The following is a 20016-nucleotide window of genomic DNA, read 5'->3' as shown; positions in this document are numbered from 1 at the left end:
GCCGTATTGCCGCGACCATGGTGTTCCTCACCAGGCAGGCCGAAGGGATCCGGAATGCTCCGCAAGGTACTGGTCGCCAACCGTGGCGAGATCGCGATCCGCGCGTTCCGTGCAGGCTACGAAGTGGGCGCGCGGACAGTCGCCGTGTTCCCCCACGAGGACCGCAACTCGCTGCACCGGCTCAAGGCCGACGAGGCCTATGAGATCGGCGAACCGGGACACCCCGTGCGGGCGTATCTCTCCGTCGAGGAGATCATGCGCGCAGCCCGCCTTGCGGGCGCCGACGCCGTCTACCCCGGCTACGGGTTCCTGTCCGAGAACCCCGAGCTGGCCCGGGCGTGCGAGGAGGCGGGCATCACCTTCGTCGGCCCCAGCGCGCACATTCTGGAACTGACGGGCAACAAGGCGCGCGCGGTGGCCGCCGCCCGCGCCGCCGGCGTACCGGTCCTCGGCTCCTCCGAGCCCTCCACCGACGTCGACGAACTGGTCCGCGCCGCCGACGACGTCGGCTTCCCCGTGTTCGTCAAGGCCGTCGCCGGCGGCGGCGGACGCGGTATGCGCCGCGTCGAGGACCCCGCCGCGCTGCGCGAGTCCATCGAGGCGGCGTCCCGCGAGGCCGCCTCCGCGTTCGGCGACCCCACCGTCTTCCTGGAGAAGGCCGTCGTCGAGCCCCGCCACATCGAGGTGCAGATCCTCGCCGACGGCCACGGCAACGTCATCCACCTCTTCGAACGCGACTGTTCGGTGCAGCGCCGCCACCAGAAGGTCATCGAGCTGGCCCCGGCCCCGAACCTCGACCCGGCCCTGCGCGACCGGATCTGCGCCGACGCCGTACGGTTCGCCCGCGAGATCGGCTATCGCAACGCGGGCACCGTCGAGTTCCTCCTCGACCGCGACGGCAACCACGTCTTCATCGAGATGAACCCCCGCATCCAGGTCGAGCACACGGTCACCGAGGAGGTCACCGACGTCGACCTCGTGCAGTCCCAGCTCCGGATCGCCGCCGGGGCCACGCTCGCCGACCTCGGGCTGTCCCAGGAGACGGTCACCCTGCGCGGCGCCGCCCTCCAGTGCCGTATCACCACCGAGGACCCGGCCAACGGCTTCCGCCCGGACACCGGCCGCATCAGCGCCTACCGCTCGCCCGGCGGCTCCGGTATCCGGCTCGACGGCGGCACCACCCACGCCGGTACGGAGATCAGCGCCCACTTCGACTCCATGCTGGTCAAGCTGACCTGCCGGGGCCGGGACTTCACCACCGCCGTCAACCGGGCCCGCCGCGCGGTCGCCGAGTTCCGCATCCGCGGCGTCGCCACGAACATCCCGTTCCTGCAGGCGGTCCTCGACGACCCCGACTTCCAGTCCGGCAACGTCACCACCTCGTTCATCGAGCAGCGCCCGCACCTGCTCACCTCCCGCCACTCGGCCGACCGGGGCACGAAGCTGCTCACCTATCTGGCCGACGTGACCGTGAACAAGCCGAACGGCGCACGACCCGACCTGATCGACCCGTCCACCAAGCTGCCGCTCCCCACCGTCGCCGAACCGCCGGCCGGCTCGAAGCAGAAGCTCGTCGAGCTGGGCCCGGAGGGCTTCGCCCGCTGGCTGCGCGAGTCCCCGACCATCGGTGTCACCGACACCACGTTCCGGGACGCCCACCAGTCGCTGCTCGCCACCCGGGTCCGTACGAAGGACATGCTCGCCGTCGCCCCCGTGGTCGCCCGGACCCTGCCGCAGCTGCTCTCCCTGGAGTGCTGGGGCGGCGCCACCTACGACGTCGCCCTCCGCTTCCTCGCCGAGGACCCCTGGGAGCGCCTGGCCGCGTTCCGTGCCGCCGCGCCCAACATCTGCCTCCAGATGCTGCTGCGCGGCCGCAACACCGTCGGGTACACGCCGTACCCGACCGAGGTCACCGACGCCTTCGTCCAGGAGGCCACCGAGACCGGCATCGACATCTTCCGGATCTTCGACGCGCTCAACGACGTCGGCCAGATGAGGCCCGCCATCGACGCCGTACGGGCCACCGGAACGGCCGTCGCCGAGGTCGCCCTCTGCTACACCTCCGATCTCTCCAACCCCGCCGAGCAGCTCTACACGCTCGACTACTACCTCCGGCTGGCCGAGCAGATCGTCGAGGCCGGAGCCCACGTCCTCGCCGTCAAGGACATGGCGGGACTGCTGCGCGCCCCCGCCGCCACCAGGCTCGTCACCGCCCTTCGCCGCGAGTTCGACCTGCCGGTGCACATCCACACCCACGACACGGCGGGCGGCCAGCTCGCCACCTACCTCGCCGCGATCCAGGCCGGCGCCGACGCCGTCGACGGGGCCGTGGCCTCCATGGCGGGCACCACCTCGCAGCCGTCGCTGTCGGCGATCGTGGCCGCGACCGACTACTCCGACCGCCCCACCGGCCTCGACCTGCGGGCCGTCGGCGACCTGGAGCCCTACTGGGAGAGCGTCCGCCGCATCTACGCCCCCTTCGAGGCGGGCCTCGCCTCACCCACCGGCCGTGTCTACGACCACGAGATCCCCGGCGGCCAGCTCTCCAACCTCCGCACCCAGGCCGTCGCGCTCGGCCTCGGAGACCGCTTCGAGGACATCGAGGCGATGTACACCGCCGCCGACCGCATCCTCGGCCACCTGGTGAAGGTCACCCCCTCCTCCAAGGTGGTCGGCGACCTCGCCCTGCACCTCGTCGGTGCCGGAGTGGCCCCCGCAGATTTCGAGGCGACCCCGGACCGCTTCGACATCCCCGACTCCGTCATCGGCTTCCTGCGCGGCGAGCTGGGCACCCCGCCCGGCGGCTGGCCCGAGCCGTTCCGCAGCAAGGCCCTCCAGGGCCGCGCCGACGCCAAGCCCGTCGAGGACCTCGGTGCCGAGGACCGCGCCGGACTGGAGAAGGACCGGCGGGCCACCCTCAACCGGCTGCTGTTCCCCGGCCCGACGCGCGAGTTCGAGACGCACCGCCAGACGTACGGCGACACCAGCGTCCTCGACAGCAAGGACTTCTTCTACGGCCTCGGCCCCGGCAAGGAGTACGCCGTCGACCTGGAGCCCGGTGTGCGGCTCCTCATCGGTCTGGAGGCCGTCGGCGAGGCCGACGAACGCGGTATGCGCACGGTGATGTCCACCCTGAACGGCCAACTGCGGCCGATCCAGATCCGTGACAAGGCCGCCTCCTCCGACATTCCCGTCACGGAGAAGGCCGACCGTTCCAACTCCGGCCATGTCGCCGCTCCGTTCGCCGGCGTGGTCACCCTCGCGGTCGCCGAGGGCGACGAGGTCGCGGCGGGCGCGACGGTCGCCACCATCGAGGCGATGAAGATGGAGGCCACCATCACCGTCTCGAAGGCCGGACGGGTGTCCCGCCTGGCGATCAACAAGATCCAGCAGGTGGAGGGCGGCGACCTGCTGGTCGAGATCCTCTGACCCTCCCGCGGGCGGCGCCGTCGTCCGGCCGGTCGGAGCCCGGTCTCCTCGGACCGGGCCCACCGGAACGGTGCCGCTCGCATTCCGTACGGTCCTCTGCCGTTGCGGCCTGTCCCGTCGGATACTCGGTGACCGGCAGGAGCCCCTGTTTCGCACCGGCCGTCGAAGCAGGCACCGGCGTCGGTGCCGTCGGCCGGGCCCGATCCCCGGCGCTGTCACTGTCAGCGGGGGCGTTCGGGGGCACTGTCCCTGTCGTCGGCGTCGGAGGTCGTGTACGACGGCTTCGTCCACTCCCAGGAACCGTCGTCCTGAGCGCAGCAGTCGGTGAGTACCACCGCCAGGGCCGCCGCCACCGCGACGCCGAACCGGCCCGTGCGTGAGTCCATTGAGCCAGCACTTCAACTGAGCCAGCCTTTCAACTGAGCCAGCCCTTCGTGGAGACGAGTGAGGCCGTGAAGGCGTGCTGCGGCGCGGTGAGGACCTGTCGGGCGGGACCCTGTTCGACCAGTTCCCCGGCATCCATGACCGCGATGCGGTGGGCGACGGCCGCGGTGTCCAGGTCGTGGGTGATCAGGACGAGAGCCGGTCCGGCACCCTCGCCGTCGTCGAGCAGGCCCGTGAGGACGTCGAGGATGCCACGTCGGGTGACCGTGTCCAGGCCCGAGGTGATCTCGTCACAGATCAGGACGCGGGGGCGGGCGAGGAGGGCGCGGGCCAGGGCTGCGCGCTGGAGTTCGCCGCCGGAGAGCCGGTCGGGGTTGCGGCCCACCAGTTCCGGTGCGAGGCCGAGGCGCGTCAGGGTGGTCAGCGCCTCGGCCTCGGCGGTGCGGTCGTCGACACCGCGCAGCCGGACCGCGGTGCGGGCCACCTGGTGCACGACCGGGCGGTGCTCGTCGAAGGCGGCGCGGGCGTCCTGGAAGACGTACTGCACCGCCGCCAACTGCCCCCGCCCGCGGTCGCGCAGGCTGCGCGGCAGGGGAGTGCCGTCGAGGAGGATGTCGCCGTCGTGGTCGCGGTGGAGCCCGGCGAGACAGCGGGCGAGCGTGGTCTTGCCGCTGCCCGAGCGCCCGACCACGGCCAGCAACTCCCCGGCGTGCAGCACGAGGTCGGGGGCCCGCACGGTCACCTTCGCGCCGCGTGAGCCGTCGCGATGGCGGGCGGTGAGATCGCGTACGCGCAGCACGGGCGCGGTGGCCGCCCGTGCGCCCCGGTCGTGGGAGCCCGTGGACGTGTCGACGGCCGTGTCGGCGTCCACCCCCGCGTCCACCCCGGAGTCCCCTTCCCCGTTCATCGCCGTCCCCGTGAACGACGTTCGTGCGCTGAGGAGTTGGCGGGTCCACTCGTGCCGGGGTGCCTCCCACACCCGCTCCGTGGAACCCGACTCCACGACGTGTCCCGCTCGCATGACGTGGACCTCGTCGGCGAGCGCTCGTACGACGTCGAGGTCATGGCTGAGCAGGACGACCGCGATACCGCGCGCCGCGACCGTCGCCAACTGCTCCACGATGAGGCTCTTGGTCAACGCGTCCTGGCCGGTGGTGGGTTCGTCCGCGACGATGACCCGGGCGCCCAGCAGAAGTGCCTGGGCGAGGACGACACGTTGCTGCTGGCCACCGGAGAGCTGGTGCGGGTAGCGACGCAACAGGAGCTGGGCGTCCGCGAGTTGGGCATCTGCCAGGGCTCGCAGTACACGTTCCCGGGAGGCTGTCCGGCGTGCGCCCCGGGGGAGATGACGTACCTGGGCGCGGGCGATGTCGGTGAGGAGGGCGCTGATCCGCCGGGCGGGGTTGAGCACGGCCGCCGGATGCTGCGGCACGTATCCGACGCGGCCGGCAGCCGCCACCTGGACGTCGCCGCTGACGCGTGCGCCCTGCGGGAACTCGCCGAGCAGCGCCAGCCCGGTCGTGGTCTTCCCGCTGCCCGAGGCACCCACCAGCGCGGTGACCCTGCCGGGCAGCACGCGAAGGCTCACCCGGTCGACGATCGCCCGGTCGCCCACCTCGACCCGTAGGTCGGTGATCTCGGCCAGGGGTGCCGGGGCGGCCCGGCCGGTCCCGTTGTCGTACTGCTTCACGAACGTCGTTCCTTCCGTACCCGCCACCGATTGCGCTCGCGGCGCCCGACGCGCCCTCCACGCCCATCGCGCCCACCGGGCTTCTCCAGCGCGGCGTCGAAGAGGAGATTCGTGCCCGTGGTCAGCGCGACGATCAGCAGGGCGGGGACGACCACGGCCCAGGGCTGCACGAACAGGCCCGTGCGGTTGCGGTCGACCATCACCGCCCAGTCGGCGGCGTCCGGGGCCACCCCGACACCGAGGAACGCGGCCGTGGCGACCAGGTACAGCACACCGGTCAGCCGGGTGCCGGCGTCGGCGCCCAGCGTGCGCAGGATGGTGCGGCCGACGTAGCCCACCGCGGTACGCCACCAGGTCTCGCCCTGGAGGCGCAGCGCCTCGACGACAGGCCGGGAGGCGGCCTCCGTGGCGGCGGCGCGCACGAGGCGGGCCGCGTCCGGCACGTTGACCAGTGCCACGAGGAGGGCGAGGCCGACGGCTCCGGGCGTGAACACGGACGCGACCAGCAGGATCAGCAGCAGCGACGGGATGGCGATCAGGACGTCCAGGGGCCGCAACAGCAACTCCTCCAGCCAGCGCCGGTGTGTGAGCGCTGCGATCAGACCGACCGGCAGGGCGACGAGATAGGCCAGCGCTCCGGCGCCGAGCGCGGTCAGCACGACCGGTCGGCCGCCGTGCAGCACCTGCTGCCACACGTCCCGGCCCACGAAGTCCGTACCGAGCCGGTGCCCGTCGCCGAGCGTGAAGGACGCGGCCCGCGCCCCCGGCTCTCCCGCGAACACCGGTCCCAGGAGGGCGAGCAGGAGAGGTACGGCGATGATCGCGACGCCGAGCGCGAAACGGCCCGTACGTCGCCGCCGGGTACGGGTGGCGACGCCCGTGCCGGCCGTGCCGATGTCCGCGCCGGTGGTCACGCCGCCACCCCCGCCCGGGGTGCCAGCCGCCGGGCGACCACGTCTGCGCCCAGGTTGAGGACGACGGTCAGGACGCCGAAGACCACGGCCAGGCCCTGGACGACGGGTACGTCGCGTTCGGCGACGGCGTTGAGGAGGACGGTGCCGAGTCCGGGGATCACGTAGAGGGCCTCCACGACGATGACGCCGCACAGCAACCAGTCGACGGTGCGGGCGAGTTGCTGTGCGGCCGGGGCGAGAGCATTGGGGAGGGCGTGGGCATAACGGACGCGGGCGCCCGGGACGCCGTACCGGCGGGCGTGGGCGACGTACGGGGAGGTGAGGGCGTCGACCATGCCGGCGCGGACCAGACGGACGAGGGAGCAGACCGGCCGGGAGAGCAGGACGAGGACGGGCAGTACGAGCGCGGCCGGATGGGCGAGCAGGTCGGTGCCGTAGCCGACGGCGGTCGGCGGCAGCCAGCCCAGCTTCAGCGCGAAGACGGTCACCAGCAGGACACCGAGGGCGAACTCGGGGACCGCGTACACGGCGAGGGTCAGGGAGCTGATCAGCCGGTCGACGAGGCCGCCCTCGTGGCGGGCGGCCAGCACGCCCAGCCCGAAGCCGACCGGTACGAGCAGGGCCACGGTGAGCGAGGCGAGCAGCAGGGTCGGCCCGAAGCCGTCGGCGATGTACCGGCCGACCGGACGGCCCGAGGTGAGGGAGGTGCCGAAGTCGCCGTGCAGCAGGCCGAACGCCCAGTCGGCCAGCCGCTCGTGCACCGGCAGGTCCAGGTGCATCGCCTCGCGGATGGCGGCGATGCGAGCCGGGTCTGGCTGGTCACCGGCCAGGGCCACCGCGGCGTCGCCCGGCAGCGCCTCGGTGAGCGCGAAGACCAGCAGCACGACGGCCACGGTCTGCGCGACACCGAGGAGCAGCCGCCGGGCGACGAAAAAACGTAGATCGCTTCCGCTCACGCGAGCCACACCTTGTCGAAGCGCGCCCAGTCCAGCGTGTTGGCGGGGGCCTTGGCCTCAACTCCCTTCACCGTCTTGCCCGTTCCGATGATCCAGTCGGCGAACCCCCAGATCAGGAAGCCGCCCTCGGCGTACAGTCGGCGCTGCATCCGCTCGAAGACGGCGGTCCGCTCCGCCTTGTCCCGAGTGGACTGCGCCTGCTGGTACAGCGCGTCGAAGTCCTTGTGCTGCCACTTGGTGGCGTTGGTGGTGGAGTCGGTGAGCAGCCGCTGCGAGATGTGTGCCTCGATGGGCATGGCACCGGAGCGGTAGCAGGCGAGGGTGCCGGAGTCGAGGATGTCGCTCCAGTACGAGTCCTTGCTGCCCATCTTCACGTCGATCGTGACGCCCGCCTTCGCGGCCTGGTCGCGGAAGATGCTGGCGGCCTCGGTGAACCCGGCGGCGACGGCCGAGGTGTCCAGGCGGACCTTCAGCTTCTCGGCACCGGCCTGCTTCAGGAGCGCACGGGCCCGGTCGAGGTCCTGCTCGCGCTGCGGGAGGTCGGCGGCGTAGTACTCGTAGCCCTTGCCGAAGAGGTCGTTGCCGATCACACCCGCCCCCGACAGGGCACCGTCGACGAGTTCCTGACGGTCGGCGATCAGGAAGAAGGCCTCCCGCACCCGCTTGTCGTCGAAGGGCGCCCGGTCGGTCTTCATGCAGAAGGCCTGCATGGCGCTGTTGCGCAGCCGGACGATCTCGATCTGTCCCTTGCCCTCATGGGCGCGGGCGGTGGTCGGGTTCAGCTCGTGGGCGTACTCGACCTGGCCGCCGAGGAGCGCGTTGACGCGGGCGGACTCCTCGTTGGCGACGACGAACTCGAGTTCGTCGAGGTGCGGGGCGCCCTCCCAGTAGGCGTCGTAGCGGCGGAAGACGGCCGAGCGGCCGGGGGCGAAGGAGACGAAGCGGAAGGGGCCGGAGCCGATCGGCTTCTTGTCGAAGTCCGTGTCGGCGGTGTCCTCGGGAACGATGTACGCGCCGAACGCGGCCAGCACGTTGGGGAATTCGGCGGTCGGCCGCTTCAGCACGAACTCGATGGCGCGCTCACCGGTGGCCCGGCTCGCCTCGAGGTCGATGGGCTCCAGGGACGCCTTGGCGCGGAACGCCTTCTCGGGGTCGGCGATACGGCGGTAGCTGTACAGCACGTCCTTCGCGGTGACCGGCCTGCCGTCGTGGAAGGTGGCTTCGCGCAGGGTGACCCGCCAGCGGTCCAGGGCCTTGTTCGACTCCCACTTCGTGGCGAGGCGCGGCTGCGCGGACAGGTCGGCGCCGTAGTCGGCGAGCTTGTCGAACAGTGCCTTGGCTCGGGCGACGTCGGCGAACAGACTGGCCAGGTGCGGGTCGAGGGTCTCACTGGCGCCGCCGCCGGCGAACGCGGCCCGCAGCCGCCCACCGCGTCTGGGCGTACTGGAGCCGCCGTCCGCCTCGGCATCCGTACCGCCGCTCTCGCCGCACGCTGTCAGGGCGAGCGCGCCGAGCGTGACGGCACCCGTGGCGGCGAGAAAACCGCGTCGGCGCAGACCGGGGAAACGTTCGTCGTGCATGAGGGTTCCTTGGGTGTGAAGGGGCGAAGGGGCGAAGAAGGGAAGGAGAGATCAGTGGGCGGAGACGAGTCGCGCGACGACGTGCAGCCGGTCCGCGTCCGCCGAGCGGCCGGGCAACCGCCCCTCCTGCCAGGGCGGTTCGGTGCGCGGGCCCGGCCCGTCGTGCAGTTCGAGCACCTCGAAACCGTGTGCGGCCAGGACGTGGCGCAGCTCCTGCGGGAACAACAGCCGCCAGGCGGAACGCTGTTCGGTGGGTGGCGTCCCGTCGTCCGAGGTCCAGACGCGGACACGGCGCAGCAGTTGGGCGGTGCGGTCCACGGTGAGGGTGGTGGTGGACCGGTAGGCGGTGCCCTGCCAGGTGAAGGCGTTGACGGCCGGAGTGTCGAGCAGGTCCGTGCGCCCCAGGAAGTAGGCGCCGTTGCGCATCTCCGCGACCAGCAGCCCGCCGGGTGCGAGCGCCCGGCGGCAGGAGGAGAGGAAGCCGTCGAGCTCGGTGTCGGTGTGGCAGTAGAGGAGTGAGCTGTCCAGGCAGACGACCGCGTCGAAGGCCGCCCGGCCCAGGTCGAAGCCGTGCAGATCGGCCCGCACGTACGCCGGGCCGGGGTGCCGGGCGCGGGCATGGGCGAGCATCGCCTCGGAGAGGTCGGCGCCGGTCACCGTACGGCCCGCGCCGTGCAGGTGGGCGGCGTCGCGTCCGGTGCCGCAGCCCATGTCCAGGACCCGTGGTCCGGCCCCGTGGCGCCGCAGACAGTCCTCGGCCCAACGCCCGGCCAGCCGCTCGGGGTCGGGGAAACGGGCCTCGTACAGCTCGGGGTTGTCGGTGAGGAGGTTGCCGTGCGTCATGCGCTGCTCTTCTCGCCGGCCGAGGCGGGGAGGACGGCCGCGGGGTTCGCGGGCAGTGCCCCCAGTCGGCGCAGCCGGGCGACGCCGGCCGCCGAGAGCAGCCCGAACAGCGCGCAGCACACCCAGGGCAGCCACACATGGCCTCCCCGCTCCCCGGCGTCCATGGCCCACCCGACGAAGGTGTTGCCGACGGCCGCGGCGATGCCCGAGACGACGTAGAAGATCCCGAAGTACGTGCCGGTCAGCTCGGGGCGACCGAAGCGGGGGATCAGCTCCATCACGAACGGCGAGGCGATCATGAGGCCGAGGTAGAGGAGGAGCGCGCCGAGCAGGACGGGTACGGCGGCGAGCCACCCGGAGGTGCCGAGACCTGCCCCCACGGCCGGTGGCAGGAACGCCAGGCCCGTCACGGCGAGCCCCACACCGATCCAACGGGCCCTGTCGCCGCGCGACTTGAGCGCCTTGGTGATGCGCAGTTGAAGCGTGAGATTGGCGAGCGTGCCGACGAGGAAGACGAGACCGGCCGCGCCGTCCCAGCCGGTGGCCTCCCGTGCCCCGGCGGGCAGCAGCAGGTACAGCTGGTTCTCCAGGGTGAACATGCCGATCATGGCGAGCGCGAACGCCAGGAAGGCCCGGTTGCCGAGAACCTCCCGCCAGTCCCCGAGGACACCGCCCCCGCTCGGCTCGACCTTCCGCGCGGGCAGGACGAGGGCCTGCGCGACGGTGAGGACCGCGAAGATCGCGGCGGCGGTCAGCGCGGACGTACGGAAGTCCACGAGCAGCAGTACGCTGCCCAGCAGTGGCCCGATCAGGGCCCCCGTCGTCGCGAAGACGTTGAACAGCGCGAACGCCTCGGCCTTGCGCTCCCCGGCCTCCTGCGACAGATACGCCCGCACCGCCGGGTTGAACAGAGCCCCGGCGAGCCCGCTGAGCACCGACGCGGCAAGCAGCACCGGCAGCCCGTCGCCGAGTGCGAACAGCCCGAACCCGACGGTCCGCAGTGCGCACCCGGCGATGATCACGCCCCGCGCGCCGAGCCGGTCCGAGGCGGAGCCCCCGATGATGAACAGGCCCTGCTGGCTGAGGTTCCGGACGCCCAGGACGATGCCGACGACGGCCGCGGACATGCCCAGGTTCTCGGTGAGGTGGGTGGCGAGGTAGGGGATCAGGAGGTAGAAACCGATGTTGACGCCGAGCTGATTGACCAGCAGGAGGCGGACCGCGAACGGGAAGCGGCGTATCTCATGCCACGTCTGCACGGCGTGTCTCCCCCGTTTCGTCGGTCGCGCGGAGTCGAACTCCCAGTCCCGGTGCGTCGGTTGTCCGTACGAACCCGTCGGCGCCGCCTATCCCGGTCCACGGGTCGTCGGCGAGCAGGAGATGCCCGTCGAGGTCCACCCAGCGGGCCCGGTCGGCGAGGTGGACGGCCGGTGCGAGACCGAGGCTGCTGGCGGTGAGGCAGCCGAGCATCAGCTCGGTGCCGCTGCCCTCGATCGCCTCGGCGATCCGCAGTGCCGCGTGGACGCCGCCGCACTTGGCGAGCTTGACGTTGACCCCGTGCACCCGCCCCGCCAGACGACGCACGTCCTCCAGCCCCACGGCGTCCTCGTCGGCGATGACGGGCAGCGGCGAGTGCTCGGCCAGGGCGGCGAGCGCGTCCGGATCGCCCGGAGCGACGGGCTGCTCGACCGCCTCCACGCCCAGTTCCGCGAAGCGCGGCAGCAGGGCGACCGCCTGCGCCTGCGTCCAGGCGCCGTTGGGGTCGAGAAGCAGTCTCACCCGGGGTGCGGCGTCGCGGACGACCCGTACGCGTTCGACGTCGTCCTCCGGGTCCGGCGCCCCGGCCTTGACCTTGACGACCTCGAAGCCGCTCGCGGCCAGCCGGCGGGCCTCGGCCGCGGCACGCATCGGCGAGGTGATGCCGATGGTTCGGGCGGTCGCGGCCACCGGAGCGGACGGAGCGCCCAGCAGACGGTGAACGGGTCTGCCCGCCCGCTTGCCGGCCAGATCGAGGAGCGCGGCGCCGACGGCGGCGGTCACGGCCGGCGGAGTCTGCGGGGAACCGGCCGTCCCGCCGTCCCGCAGCGCCTCCAGCGCGCTCTGCGGATCGCGGAACCGTATGAGGTCCGCGGCGACGTCCGCGAACAGGCGTTCCAGGGTGTCGGTGTCGAGGCCGTAGTAGACGCTGGTGACGGCCTCACCGTGGCCTTGCACCCCGTCGTCGTCCTCGACGGTCAGCCACACCGCGTCACGTGCGGCCATGGTGGAGCGGGAGATGCGCAACGGCTCGGCGAGTTCGAGACGTACGGTGCGCTGGGTGACCTTCACAGACTCTCTTCCGGACGGGGGACCTCATGGGGGACCTCGAGCGGGTCGCGGACCCTGCCGCACCGGACCCAGCCGACGGCCTCGGCGGCGCCGGGATGGGGGATCTCGACGGGCCGGACGGCGGCGGAGGCGGGGTCGATGCCGTGGGCGGTGGCGAAGTCGTCGTCGTAGACGCTGCCGAGGTAGCGGTGCGGGCCGTCGGGGAAGACGGTGGCGACGACGGCGCCCGGGTGGACGCGGGCCGCCCAGGCGGCGACGAGCGCGACCGCGCCGGTGCTCCAGCCGCCGCTGACGAAGCTGCCCCGCGCGAGACGGCGACAGCTGTCGACGGCCTCCGCCGGGCCCACCCAGTGCACCTCGTCGAAGGCGTCGTAGGCCACGTTGCGCGGATGGATGCTGCTGCCCAGGCCGCGCATCAGCCTCGGCCGGGCGGGCTGGCCGAAGATCGTCGAGCCGGTGGAGTCGACGCCGACGAGGCGCAGTGCGGGCCAGTGCCGCCGCAGCGGGCCGATGATGCCCGCACTGTGGCCGCCGGTGCCGACGCTGCACACCAGGATGTCCAAGTGATCGAGCTGGACGGCGAGTTCGGCGGCGAGCGAGGCGTACCCGGCGGTGTTGTCGGGGTTGTTGTACTGGTCGGGCCAATATGCTCCCGGCAGTACGGCGAGCAGCTCCCGCAGCCGCGCGAGGCGTGCCGCCTGCCAGCCGCCCTGGGGTGCCGGGCGGTCCACCAGCTCCAGCCGTACTCCGTGGGAGCGCAGCAACTGCCGCATGGACGGCTCCAGTTCACTGTCGCCGACCAGCACGACGGGATGGCCGAGCGCCTGTCCCGCGAAGGCCAGTCCGATGCCCAGCGTGCCGGACGTCGACTCCACCACGGGGGCACCGGGCAGCAGTTCACCGCGCTCCCGGGCACCCAGCAGCATGGACACGGCGGCCCGCGCCTTCATGCCGCCCGCCGCGAGCCCTTCCAACTTGGCCCAGAACCCCGGCTGGGGGCCGGGCAGATCGGCGGTCACGCGCGCCAGCGGCGTCCGCCCGACGAGGGACAGCAACTCCGGGCGGGCGACCGCACGCAGGACGGTCGACGACGTCACTGGCCGTCCCCCGATGCCGGACGGGAAGCCGAGCAGGCGTCTGCTCCGTCCAGGCGGTAGCGGTGCAGCGTGCCCGGCCCCGCGTCCAGCCAGAAGAAGGGGTACGGCTCCGCGCACACCGCGCTCACCCCGTGACCGAGGAACCGGGGCAGCACCGCACTGCCCGTCTGCGCGAACATCACCAACTGCTTGCCGTGCGACAGCGCGTGCCGCCGCAGCGGCTCGAAGCTGCCGTTGCCCAACGTCATCCCGGAGACCAGCAGAGCGTCACATCGGTCGGCCGCCCCGAGCGCGTCGGTGACGACCTCCTCGCCCCACTCGGTGACCCCGCCCTTCAGATCGCACGGCACATAGCGAAGGCCCCGTGAACGCAAGTCCTCCAGCAGGGAGTTGACGACCCCGACCACGAGCACCGTGGCGCCCGTCGGCAGATCGAGCAGCTCGACGACGGCCCGCGCCCGCGCCCGCGACTTCTCCAGCGACGTACCGCCCGACAGCGGGAAGGGGTGTGCCCCGTTCTCCGGTGTGTGCGGGCCGACATGCATCAGATAGGCGTCCAGCGCGGCCACCCGCACCGGGAGGAGCGGATGCTCCAGGAGCCGGGCGATGTCGGCGCCGACACAGTCGTCGATCGCGGCGTCCGGCAGGGCACCGGGTTCGACCGCACAGGACCCCACGGCGCCGGCGAGTCGCAGACTGAGCACCTCATTGCGATAGCCGGTGCCCCGCCCGTCGTGCCGCACCGCCTGCCGCGTCACGAACGCCACCGCGACGCGCAACGTCCGCGGGTCCGGGCCGAGCAGGCCGGTACGGGAGTGCTCCAGCAGCTCCTCGTACGTGGCGACGCCGGCCACCGGCGCGACCGCGGTCACCGGATCACCAGCCCGGAGCGCAGCTCGCCCAAGAGCTCCTCGACCCGCCCGCGCGCGCCCGGCCCGGCCGGGTCGCCCACCATGACATGGCCGAGATACTCGTTGTTGCTGCCGGCCGACCTGACCTGTCGCCCCGGCTCGGCGAGCTGAACCTCCAACACGTCCGCCAGGTCGGCGAGCCCGCCGCCGTCCAGTGCTTCGAGCGTGCCCGAGGTCTCCGGTACGAGGAAGCCGACTGCGGCACTGCGCAGCCCCGTCTCCCGGCGCCGCAGATCGGGCTCGCGGCCGAGGGCGACCTCCACGGCGGCCGCCGCGAGGTCGATGCCGGTGACATGGCGGACCAGCTCGGTGATGCGGTTCCCGGCAGGCCGGGGGTTGACCTCGACCACGCGCGGACCGGCCGGGGTCAGCTTGATCTCGGTGTGGGCCACGACGCCGTCGGTCAGCCCGAGCGCCTTGAGCGCGCCCAGGGCGGTCTGCTCGGCGGCCTCCACGTCGGCGCCCGTCAGGGCCGCGGGGAACATGTGTCCGGTCTCGATGAACGCGGGTGCCCCGCCGATGCTCTTGTCGGTCACGCCCACGACGTACACGGCTCCCGCGTACGACACGGTCTCTACGCTCACCTCGGGCCCGGTCAGCAGCTCTTCGAGGAGGACGGCGGGTACCCTTCGCTGCCCGCGCGCGTTCAGTGGGAAGTCGGCCAATGATCGTACGGCGGAGGCGAGTTCGGCCTCGTCGTCCACGCGTCGCACGTACATGCCCGCGCACAGGTCGACGGGCTTGACGACCAGCGGATAGCCGATCTCCCGCGCCGCCCGGGCGATGTCGGCCCACTCCTCGTGGAGGGCGAAACGGGGTCCGGGCACGTCGGCGTCGGCGAGGACGCGGCGGGTGGCGTCCTTGCGGCAGGCGTTCTCGACGGCCTCCGGGCCCGGCCCGGGGAGGCCGAGGTGCCCGGCGATCCGGGCGACCGTCGGCAGGTAGTAGTCGCAGGACGAGACGACCCCGTCGAAGGCGAACACCGAGTGCAGGCGTTCCGCCTCCGGAAGGAGGGTGTCGACGTCGTTGGTGTCGGCCGTGACCACGTTCCGCGCGCCGAGCAGCGGATGGGCCGTGCCCTCGGGGGCCGAGCGCAGGTAGTGGTGCAGGTTGCGGGTGAGGAAGGTGAACTCGTGCCCGCCCTCCCGGATGGCCCGTGGCAGCAGTCTGCTCATCGATCCGACCCAGCTCTCGACCACCAACAGATGAGCCACAGCTCCCCTTTTCGTGCGGTGCGGACAGGCGTCAGGGCAGCCCGACGGCACCTCGACGAGGAGGGGGCGCCCGGCTTGACATGCCCACCTTATCGATAATCGTTTTCATTGTCATGGGGGGGTTGTGATGGGAGGTGGAGGAGTGTTCCCGGATGTGGGGACCGGTCCGGCCCGGGTTCGCCGAGCGGTACGCTCGGCGGGGCTCAACCGATCTCGACCACACGGGCCCAGTCCGGCGGTGAGTCCGGTACGTAGTCGGGGTCGTCCTCGTTCCACGTATTCCTCCGGTGATGGCGCGGGAACAGGCCGACCACCGTCCGGCAGGGTGGCCGGGAGCCGGGCCAGGGGGTCTGTCCGTCGGTGAGGACCACGATGACGTCGGGCCTGGGGTGACTGCGGAGTGCCTTGGCGAAGCCGGCGCGCAGGTTCGTACCGCCGCCGCCCAGCAGGGGGATCCCCTCGGCCTTGCACAGCGGGTGGGCGATCCGGGCCGCCGCGTCGCACGGGACGACGGTGACGAGGTCCCTTCGGCCGCCCACGGCGCGGGAGATCGCCGCGACCTCCAGGAGCGCGCTGCCCAGCTCCGTGTCACTCACCGACCCGGAGGTGTCGATGATCACGGAGACATGGGGCGGCCGGCGCCGCAGGCTCGGCAGCACGGTTCCCGGCACGCCGGCCGAGCGCCGCGACGGCCGGCCGTAGCTGTAGTCCTCGCCCGCGCCGGGCGCGGAGGCCGCCGACCGGACCGCCGCGCCCAGCAACGCGCGCCACGGCTGCGGCGGATGGAACGCCTCCTCCGCCCAGCGCTTCCAGCCCTCGGGCGCGGACCCCGGACGGCCGGTGATGCCCTGAGCCACCCGGAACCGGACCGCGTCCCGTTCCTGCTCGCTCAGGCCGTGCGCCCCGTCCGGCCCCAGCTCCCACTCCCGTTCCAGACCGTCGGCGCCACTGCCGCAGTCCAGCCACGCGAACTCCAGTGTTTGCGACCCCAGTTGAAACCGGCGCAGATAGTCCTCCATCAACTGCCCCTCGGGCAGCCTCAGGTACGCCGGATCGACGACCCCCTGGGGCTTGACCAGCCCGTCGCCGAACGCGTCGTCGTTGATCTCGCAGTCGGCGGCGATGTTCATCCGCAGCCGCTCCCCGGGACCGGTCAGCCCACGCTCCTTGGCGACCCGGTCGCTGCGTCCGTGATGGTCGCGCAACAGATGCGACACCTCGTGCACCCACACCCCGGCCAGTTCCTCCACCGGCGTACGGTCCACGAAGTCCGGGGAGACGTAGCACCGCCAGTACCGGTCCACCCCCATGGTGGGCACCTGCCGGGACTCGACGGTGTGCAGCGCGAACAGCGCCGTCGCCAGATAGGGGCGGGCCCGCGCCGCCTGCAGCCGGGCGGTGAAGAGCTTGTCGAAGTCCAGGCCCCGCGTGCCCGCCGAACCGGGCCTCACACCGGTACCAGCCTCCGCACCCGTGAGGGTGCTCACCTCCGTACCCATGTCGGTGCTCATCGGCGGGCCCGTGTCGCCGTCTTGGCACGGGCCGCCGCCTCGTCGGCCCTGCGGGACAGGGTGACCACTCCGGCGAGGCTCTCGATCGCCGCCGGAACGTCCCAGTCGTCGCGGCGCAGCGAGGCGAGGGTGGTCGCGGGGACGACCACCAGATCAGGGGCCCCGGTCTCCAGCGCCCGGACCAGCAGCGCCCACGCCGCGTCCCAGCGGTCCTTCTCCGGCCGCGCCCGGACCGCGGCGACCACGCCGTCGAGCACGGCCTGCCGCAGATCGCCCCGCTGGGGCAGGTCCGCCCCCGCCGGATCGGCGAGCAGGGTTTCCGGATCAGGGAGGTCGAGCCGGTCCAGGCCGGCCAGCAGCTCCAGCCCCGGACCGTCGCCCACGGTGCCCCTGACCAGCAGGGAGAGCACATCGCGTGAGACGCCGGAGGCGGTCGCGAAGGCGATCAGATGCAGTGTCATCTCCCAGCTGCGGGGCGACGGCCACGGCCCGCCCCGGCGGGTCTCGCTGCTGGGCAGCTGATGTACGAGTTTGGGGCGCGCGGCCAGCAGCGCGCACACCGCGCGGCGGGCGAAGTCCACCGCCTCCGACAGCCGCTCCGGCGCGAGCCGCGGCAGGGTGGCCCGCGGCCAGGTCCCGCCGAGACCCCGTACGACGACCTCGTGGTCGTGCGTCCACTGCAGGTGCACGAACCGGTTGGCCAGCGGCGGGCTCAGCTCCCAGCCGTCGGCCGCCGAGGAACGAGGGTTGGCGGCGGCCACGATCCGCACGCCGGGAGGTAGTTGGAGCGCGCCGATCCTCCGCTCCAGCACCAGCCTGAGCAGCGCGGCCTGAACGGCGGGCGGCGCAGTCGACAGCTCGTCCAGGAACAGCAGCCCCCGGCCGGCCCGCACCAGCCGCACCGCCCAGTCCGGCGGTGCCATCGGCACACCCTGCTCGGCCGGGTCGTCTCCCACGATCGGCAGCCCCGAGAAGTCGGACGGCTCGTGCACGCTGGCGATCACGGTCGTCAGCGGAAGATCCAGGGCGGCGGCGAGCTGTGTCAGCGCCGCGGTCTTGCCGATCCCCGGCTCACCCCACAGCAGTACGGGCAGATCCGCGGCGACGGCCAGGGTCAGCGCCTCCAGCTGTGTGTCGGGGCGCGGTTCGGTGGTCGTGGTGCGCAGCAGGCTCAACAGGTCGCCCGCTATGTCGAGTTGGGAGGAGATGTGGTCGGGGTCGGGGCCGGTACCGGCATCGGGGAAGGGGATGGGCATGGCGAACGGGGCGCAAGTGGGCATGTCTGATCACCTTGGTGTGTAGCGGGCTGAAGGCGGGTGGGACCCAGGTCCCGGGTCGAGGTCCCGGGTCGAGGTCCTCGGTCAGAAGAAGGTCGCGACGCGGGGGCGGCGGTGGCGGGGAGGGCGGCGGCCGACATCGGCGCGGACCCGGCCGCGACTTGGATCGGCGAGGCCTGCCCGGTAGAGGCCGTAGGCGATCCGTCGTCGCGCGGCCGACTCCAGCTCGTCCCGCAGCGGGCCGTCGCGCAGCACCGCCTCGGGGCCGAGGAGCCCCTCGACGACGGCCAGCGCACCGGGGATGTCCCCGTGGTCCAGGCGTTCGCGCACGCCGGAGAGACAGTCCGGGCGACGGTGTGCCTCGTCGATGGCCCGCAGACAGGGGAGGGGAGTACCGGTCAGTTCGACCAGCAGTTCCTCCCGCCGGAGCTCGGCCGGGTCATGGTCCAGTGCCACCAGTGCCCCGCCGACCAGGCCGATGCGGTGCCGCTCTCCCCGGCACTCCACGATCCGTGGGCGCCCCGCCGGGTCCGGAGCCTCGGGCGGGCCCGAGCGCGCTTGACCCGGTGTCAGGGCCGACGCGACCAGCGGATGCAGCCGCCCGACGTCGATCGCACCGGCACGGATCAGCTCCAGATCGGGCAGCACCCAGGTCGCGGCGTCGGGCAGGACCGGCAGCGAGGTGAAAGCACCGTCGTCGCCGGATACGGCCGTGATCCGAGGGGCGGGTGACCCGTTGCCGAAATCCGTGTGGGCCTCCGCGCCCGAACCCGGGCTCGGTTCCAGGTCCATGTCCAGGCCCAGGTTCAGGTCCGGGGCCGGGCTCAGGGCCAGGTCCATGAGGAATCGACGCCGGGTGCCGCACCGCACGAGGACCGTCCCGGTGGACCGCCCCTCGGCGCGCAACACGATCGCCGCCTCCTCCACCCACCGTTCGACGGCACAGCCGCGCTCCGTGGCAGGCGCCCCCCACTCCTCCCATCCCGGCGGTCGCGGGCCCGGGGGCCGCTCGGATCCAGAACGAATCCGCAGCTCACCCGCCCTGCGCGCATCCCACAGATGGCGGTGCAGATCGAGCCGGTACCGGCGGCTGGGGCGCGGATGCGGATGACCGCGGGAGCCGGCCCCGGAGCGGGATCCGTCCCACAACGCGAGGCCGATCCGCTGCCCGGCGTTTGCCCAGGCGGGCGGAGTGCGGGCCACGAGGTGCACGGGGTCCGGGCCGTCGAGCCCCGCCGCGTGGTAACGAGCCAGGGTGATGGTCAGGCCTGGACGCAACAGCCCGTCGGGAGCGATCCGCGGCATGTGCCAGCGCAGCAGATCCGGAGCCAAGTGCCGGAGATCGGCTCGGACTCGGGCCGCCAGTTCCTTGCCGTGACCGCTTGCCAGGGAACGCATGTCGAGGTCGAGGTCGATCCCTGCGGCGGCACATGCCCCGGCCCAGTCGCCGACGGCACGGCGGGCGGTCGCAGTCTCGATCATGGAGGGTGGCACGGCGAACTCGCGCACCCGCAACCAGAGGGAAATCCGGGAATCCCCGTTCGCGACATCAGTGAGCATCAGCACTCACCTTGCGCGGACGGGACTCCTGTTCTGCCGAGGGAATGTGTAGTCATCGCGGTGACCGTAACTCCACCCGTGCCGATCCCGCACCTGTTTTTTCGTGCGGGTGCGCGTACGCACCGCTGACACCCTGGACGGGCCCCTCGCACTCGCCCCGTCGAACGCCCCCTCGACACGGTCACCGTACGCTCGCCAAAGCGACGCCGGGCTCAAGTGGTGGTGCCCAGAGCACCGGCGTACGGTCGAACAGTGAACGCGGCGGTGGACGGAACCGTTCACCGGACCCTGCCTTTGCGATACGCCATGAGCAATCCTCAGC

At 72.5% G+C, this 20016-nt stretch carries 14 protein-coding genes and 1 pseudogene; 1 reads left to right on the top strand and 14 read right to left on the bottom strand.

All coding sequences use genetic code 11. The features are described from left to right. Positions 1–54 precede the first annotated feature (54 nt). Positions 55–3429, top strand: coding sequence for a pyruvate carboxylase (locus OG858_RS04945; protein WP_319065134.1), 3375 nt, complete (start codon positions 55–57; stop codon positions 3427–3429). Between the two features lie 221 nt (positions 3430–3650). On the opposite strand, the gene OG858_RS04940 is transcribed toward OG858_RS04945, so the two are convergent. The 14 genes and pseudogenes from OG858_RS04940 to OG858_RS04875 all read right to left on the bottom strand — a co-directional run bounded on the left by OG858_RS04940 (position 3651) and on the right by OG858_RS04875 (position 19694). Next, the gene (locus OG858_RS04940) at positions 3651–3815 is read right to left on the bottom strand and encodes a hypothetical protein (RefSeq protein WP_327743149.1); all 165 of its coding nucleotides are present in this window, start codon (positions 3813–3815) and stop codon (positions 3651–3653) included. A gap of 29 nt (positions 3816–3844) precedes the next feature. Further along, positions 3845–5713 (bottom strand): ABC transporter ATP-binding protein, encoded by a 1869-nt coding sequence (locus OG858_RS04935; RefSeq protein WP_406201597.1) that lies wholly within the window; start codon positions 5711–5713, stop codon positions 3845–3847. After that, positions 5659–6162, bottom strand: a pseudogene (locus OG858_RS48080) (ABC transporter permease subunit); the annotation flags it as partial. The gene OG858_RS04935 and the pseudogene OG858_RS48080, both read right to left, overlap by 55 nt. Positions 6163–6413: 251 nt before the next feature. Next, the gene (locus tag OG858_RS04925) at positions 6414–7373 is read right to left on the bottom strand and encodes an ABC transporter permease (RefSeq protein WP_328545113.1); all 960 of its coding nucleotides are present in this window, start codon (positions 7371–7373) and stop codon (positions 6414–6416) included. Next, the gene (locus tag OG858_RS04920; RefSeq protein ID WP_319065138.1) at positions 7370–8953 is read right to left on the bottom strand and encodes an ABC transporter substrate-binding protein; all 1584 of its coding nucleotides are present in this window, start codon (positions 8951–8953) and stop codon (positions 7370–7372) included. Before OG858_RS04920 ends, OG858_RS04925 begins: the two co-directional genes overlap by 4 nt. 51 nt (positions 8954–9004) lie before the next feature. After that, positions 9005–9796 carry a class I SAM-dependent DNA methyltransferase gene (locus OG858_RS04915; protein ID WP_319262079.1) on the bottom strand — a complete coding sequence of 264 codons (792 nt, stop codon included), beginning with the start codon at positions 9794–9796 and terminating at the stop codon, positions 9005–9007. Further along, positions 9793–11055, bottom strand: coding sequence for an MFS transporter (locus OG858_RS04910; RefSeq protein WP_086746398.1), 1263 nt, complete (start codon positions 11053–11055; stop codon positions 9793–9795). Before OG858_RS04910 ends, OG858_RS04915 begins: the two co-directional genes overlap by 4 nt. Further along, the gene (locus OG858_RS04905) at positions 11039–12124 is read right to left on the bottom strand and encodes a mandelate racemase/muconate lactonizing enzyme family protein (RefSeq protein WP_328545114.1); all 1086 of its coding nucleotides are present in this window, start codon (positions 12122–12124) and stop codon (positions 11039–11041) included. Before OG858_RS04905 ends, OG858_RS04910 begins: the two co-directional genes overlap by 17 nt. Next, entirely contained in the window at positions 12121–13221 is a 1101-nt protein-coding gene (locus OG858_RS04900; protein WP_086749977.1) for a PLP-dependent cysteine synthase family protein, read from the bottom strand. The genes OG858_RS04905 and OG858_RS04900 overlap by 4 nt, the downstream gene beginning before the upstream one ends. Further along, positions 13218–14093, bottom strand: a complete 876-nt coding sequence (locus OG858_RS04895) for a Rossmann-like domain-containing protein (protein WP_319065141.1) — start codon at positions 14091–14093, stop codon at positions 13218–13220. Before OG858_RS04895 ends, OG858_RS04900 begins: the two co-directional genes overlap by 4 nt. Next, a complete protein-coding gene (locus OG858_RS04890) occupies positions 14090–15346 on the bottom strand; it encodes an ATP-grasp domain-containing protein (protein ID WP_328545115.1) in 1257 nt (418 codons plus the stop codon). The genes OG858_RS04895 and OG858_RS04890 overlap by 4 nt, the downstream gene beginning before the upstream one ends. 203 nt (positions 15347–15549) lie before the next feature. Then, positions 15550–16857 carry a vWA domain-containing protein gene (locus tag OG858_RS04885; RefSeq protein ID WP_406194839.1) on the bottom strand — a complete coding sequence of 436 codons (1308 nt, stop codon included), beginning with the start codon at positions 16855–16857 and terminating at the stop codon, positions 15550–15552. Then, positions 16854–18113 (bottom strand): AAA family ATPase, encoded by a 1260-nt coding sequence (locus OG858_RS04880; RefSeq protein WP_319065246.1) that lies wholly within the window; start codon positions 18111–18113, stop codon positions 16854–16856. The genes OG858_RS04885 and OG858_RS04880 overlap by 4 nt, the downstream gene beginning before the upstream one ends. A 105-nt stretch (positions 18114–18218) precedes the next feature. Then, positions 18219–19694 (bottom strand): hypothetical protein, encoded by a 1476-nt coding sequence (locus tag OG858_RS04875; RefSeq protein WP_327743146.1) that lies wholly within the window; start codon positions 19692–19694, stop codon positions 18219–18221. Positions 19695–20016 lie beyond the last annotated feature (322 nt).

The organism is Streptomyces europaeiscabiei (assembly GCF_036346855.1).
Classification (GTDB): domain Bacteria; phylum Actinomycetota; class Actinomycetes; order Streptomycetales; family Streptomycetaceae; genus Streptomyces; species Streptomyces europaeiscabiei.
Note: the sequence above shows the minus strand (reverse complement) of the source record. Positions and strands in the feature narration are given on the sequence as shown.

What these genes read in the sequence shown, in the direction of transcription:
- OG858_RS04945 (WP_319065134.1), top strand. Translation starts at nt 55, where the DNA reads ATGCTCCGCAAGGTACTGGTCGCCAACCGTGGCGAGATCGCGATCCGC.
- OG858_RS04940 (WP_327743149.1), bottom strand. Translation starts at nt 3,815, where the DNA reads ATGGACTCACGCACGGGCCGGTTCGGCGTCGCGGTGGCGGCGGCCCTG.
- OG858_RS04920 (WP_319065138.1), bottom strand. Translation starts at nt 8,953, where the DNA reads ATGCACGACGAACGTTTCCCCGGTCTGCGCCGACGCGGTTTTCTCGCC.
- OG858_RS04915 (WP_319262079.1), bottom strand. Translation starts at nt 9,796, where the DNA reads ATGACGCACGGCAACCTCCTCACCGACAACCCCGAGCTGTACGAGGCC.
- OG858_RS04885 (WP_406194839.1), bottom strand. Translation starts at nt 16,857, where the DNA reads ATGAGCACCGACATGGGTACGGAGGTGAGCACCCTCACGGGTGCGGAG.
- OG858_RS04880 (WP_319065246.1), bottom strand. Translation starts at nt 18,113, where the DNA reads ATGCCCATCCCCTTCCCCGATGCCGGTACCGGCCCCGACCCCGACCAC.
- OG858_RS04875 (WP_327743146.1), bottom strand. Translation starts at nt 19,694, where the DNA reads ATGCTCACTGATGTCGCGAACGGGGATTCCCGGATTTCCCTCTGGTTG.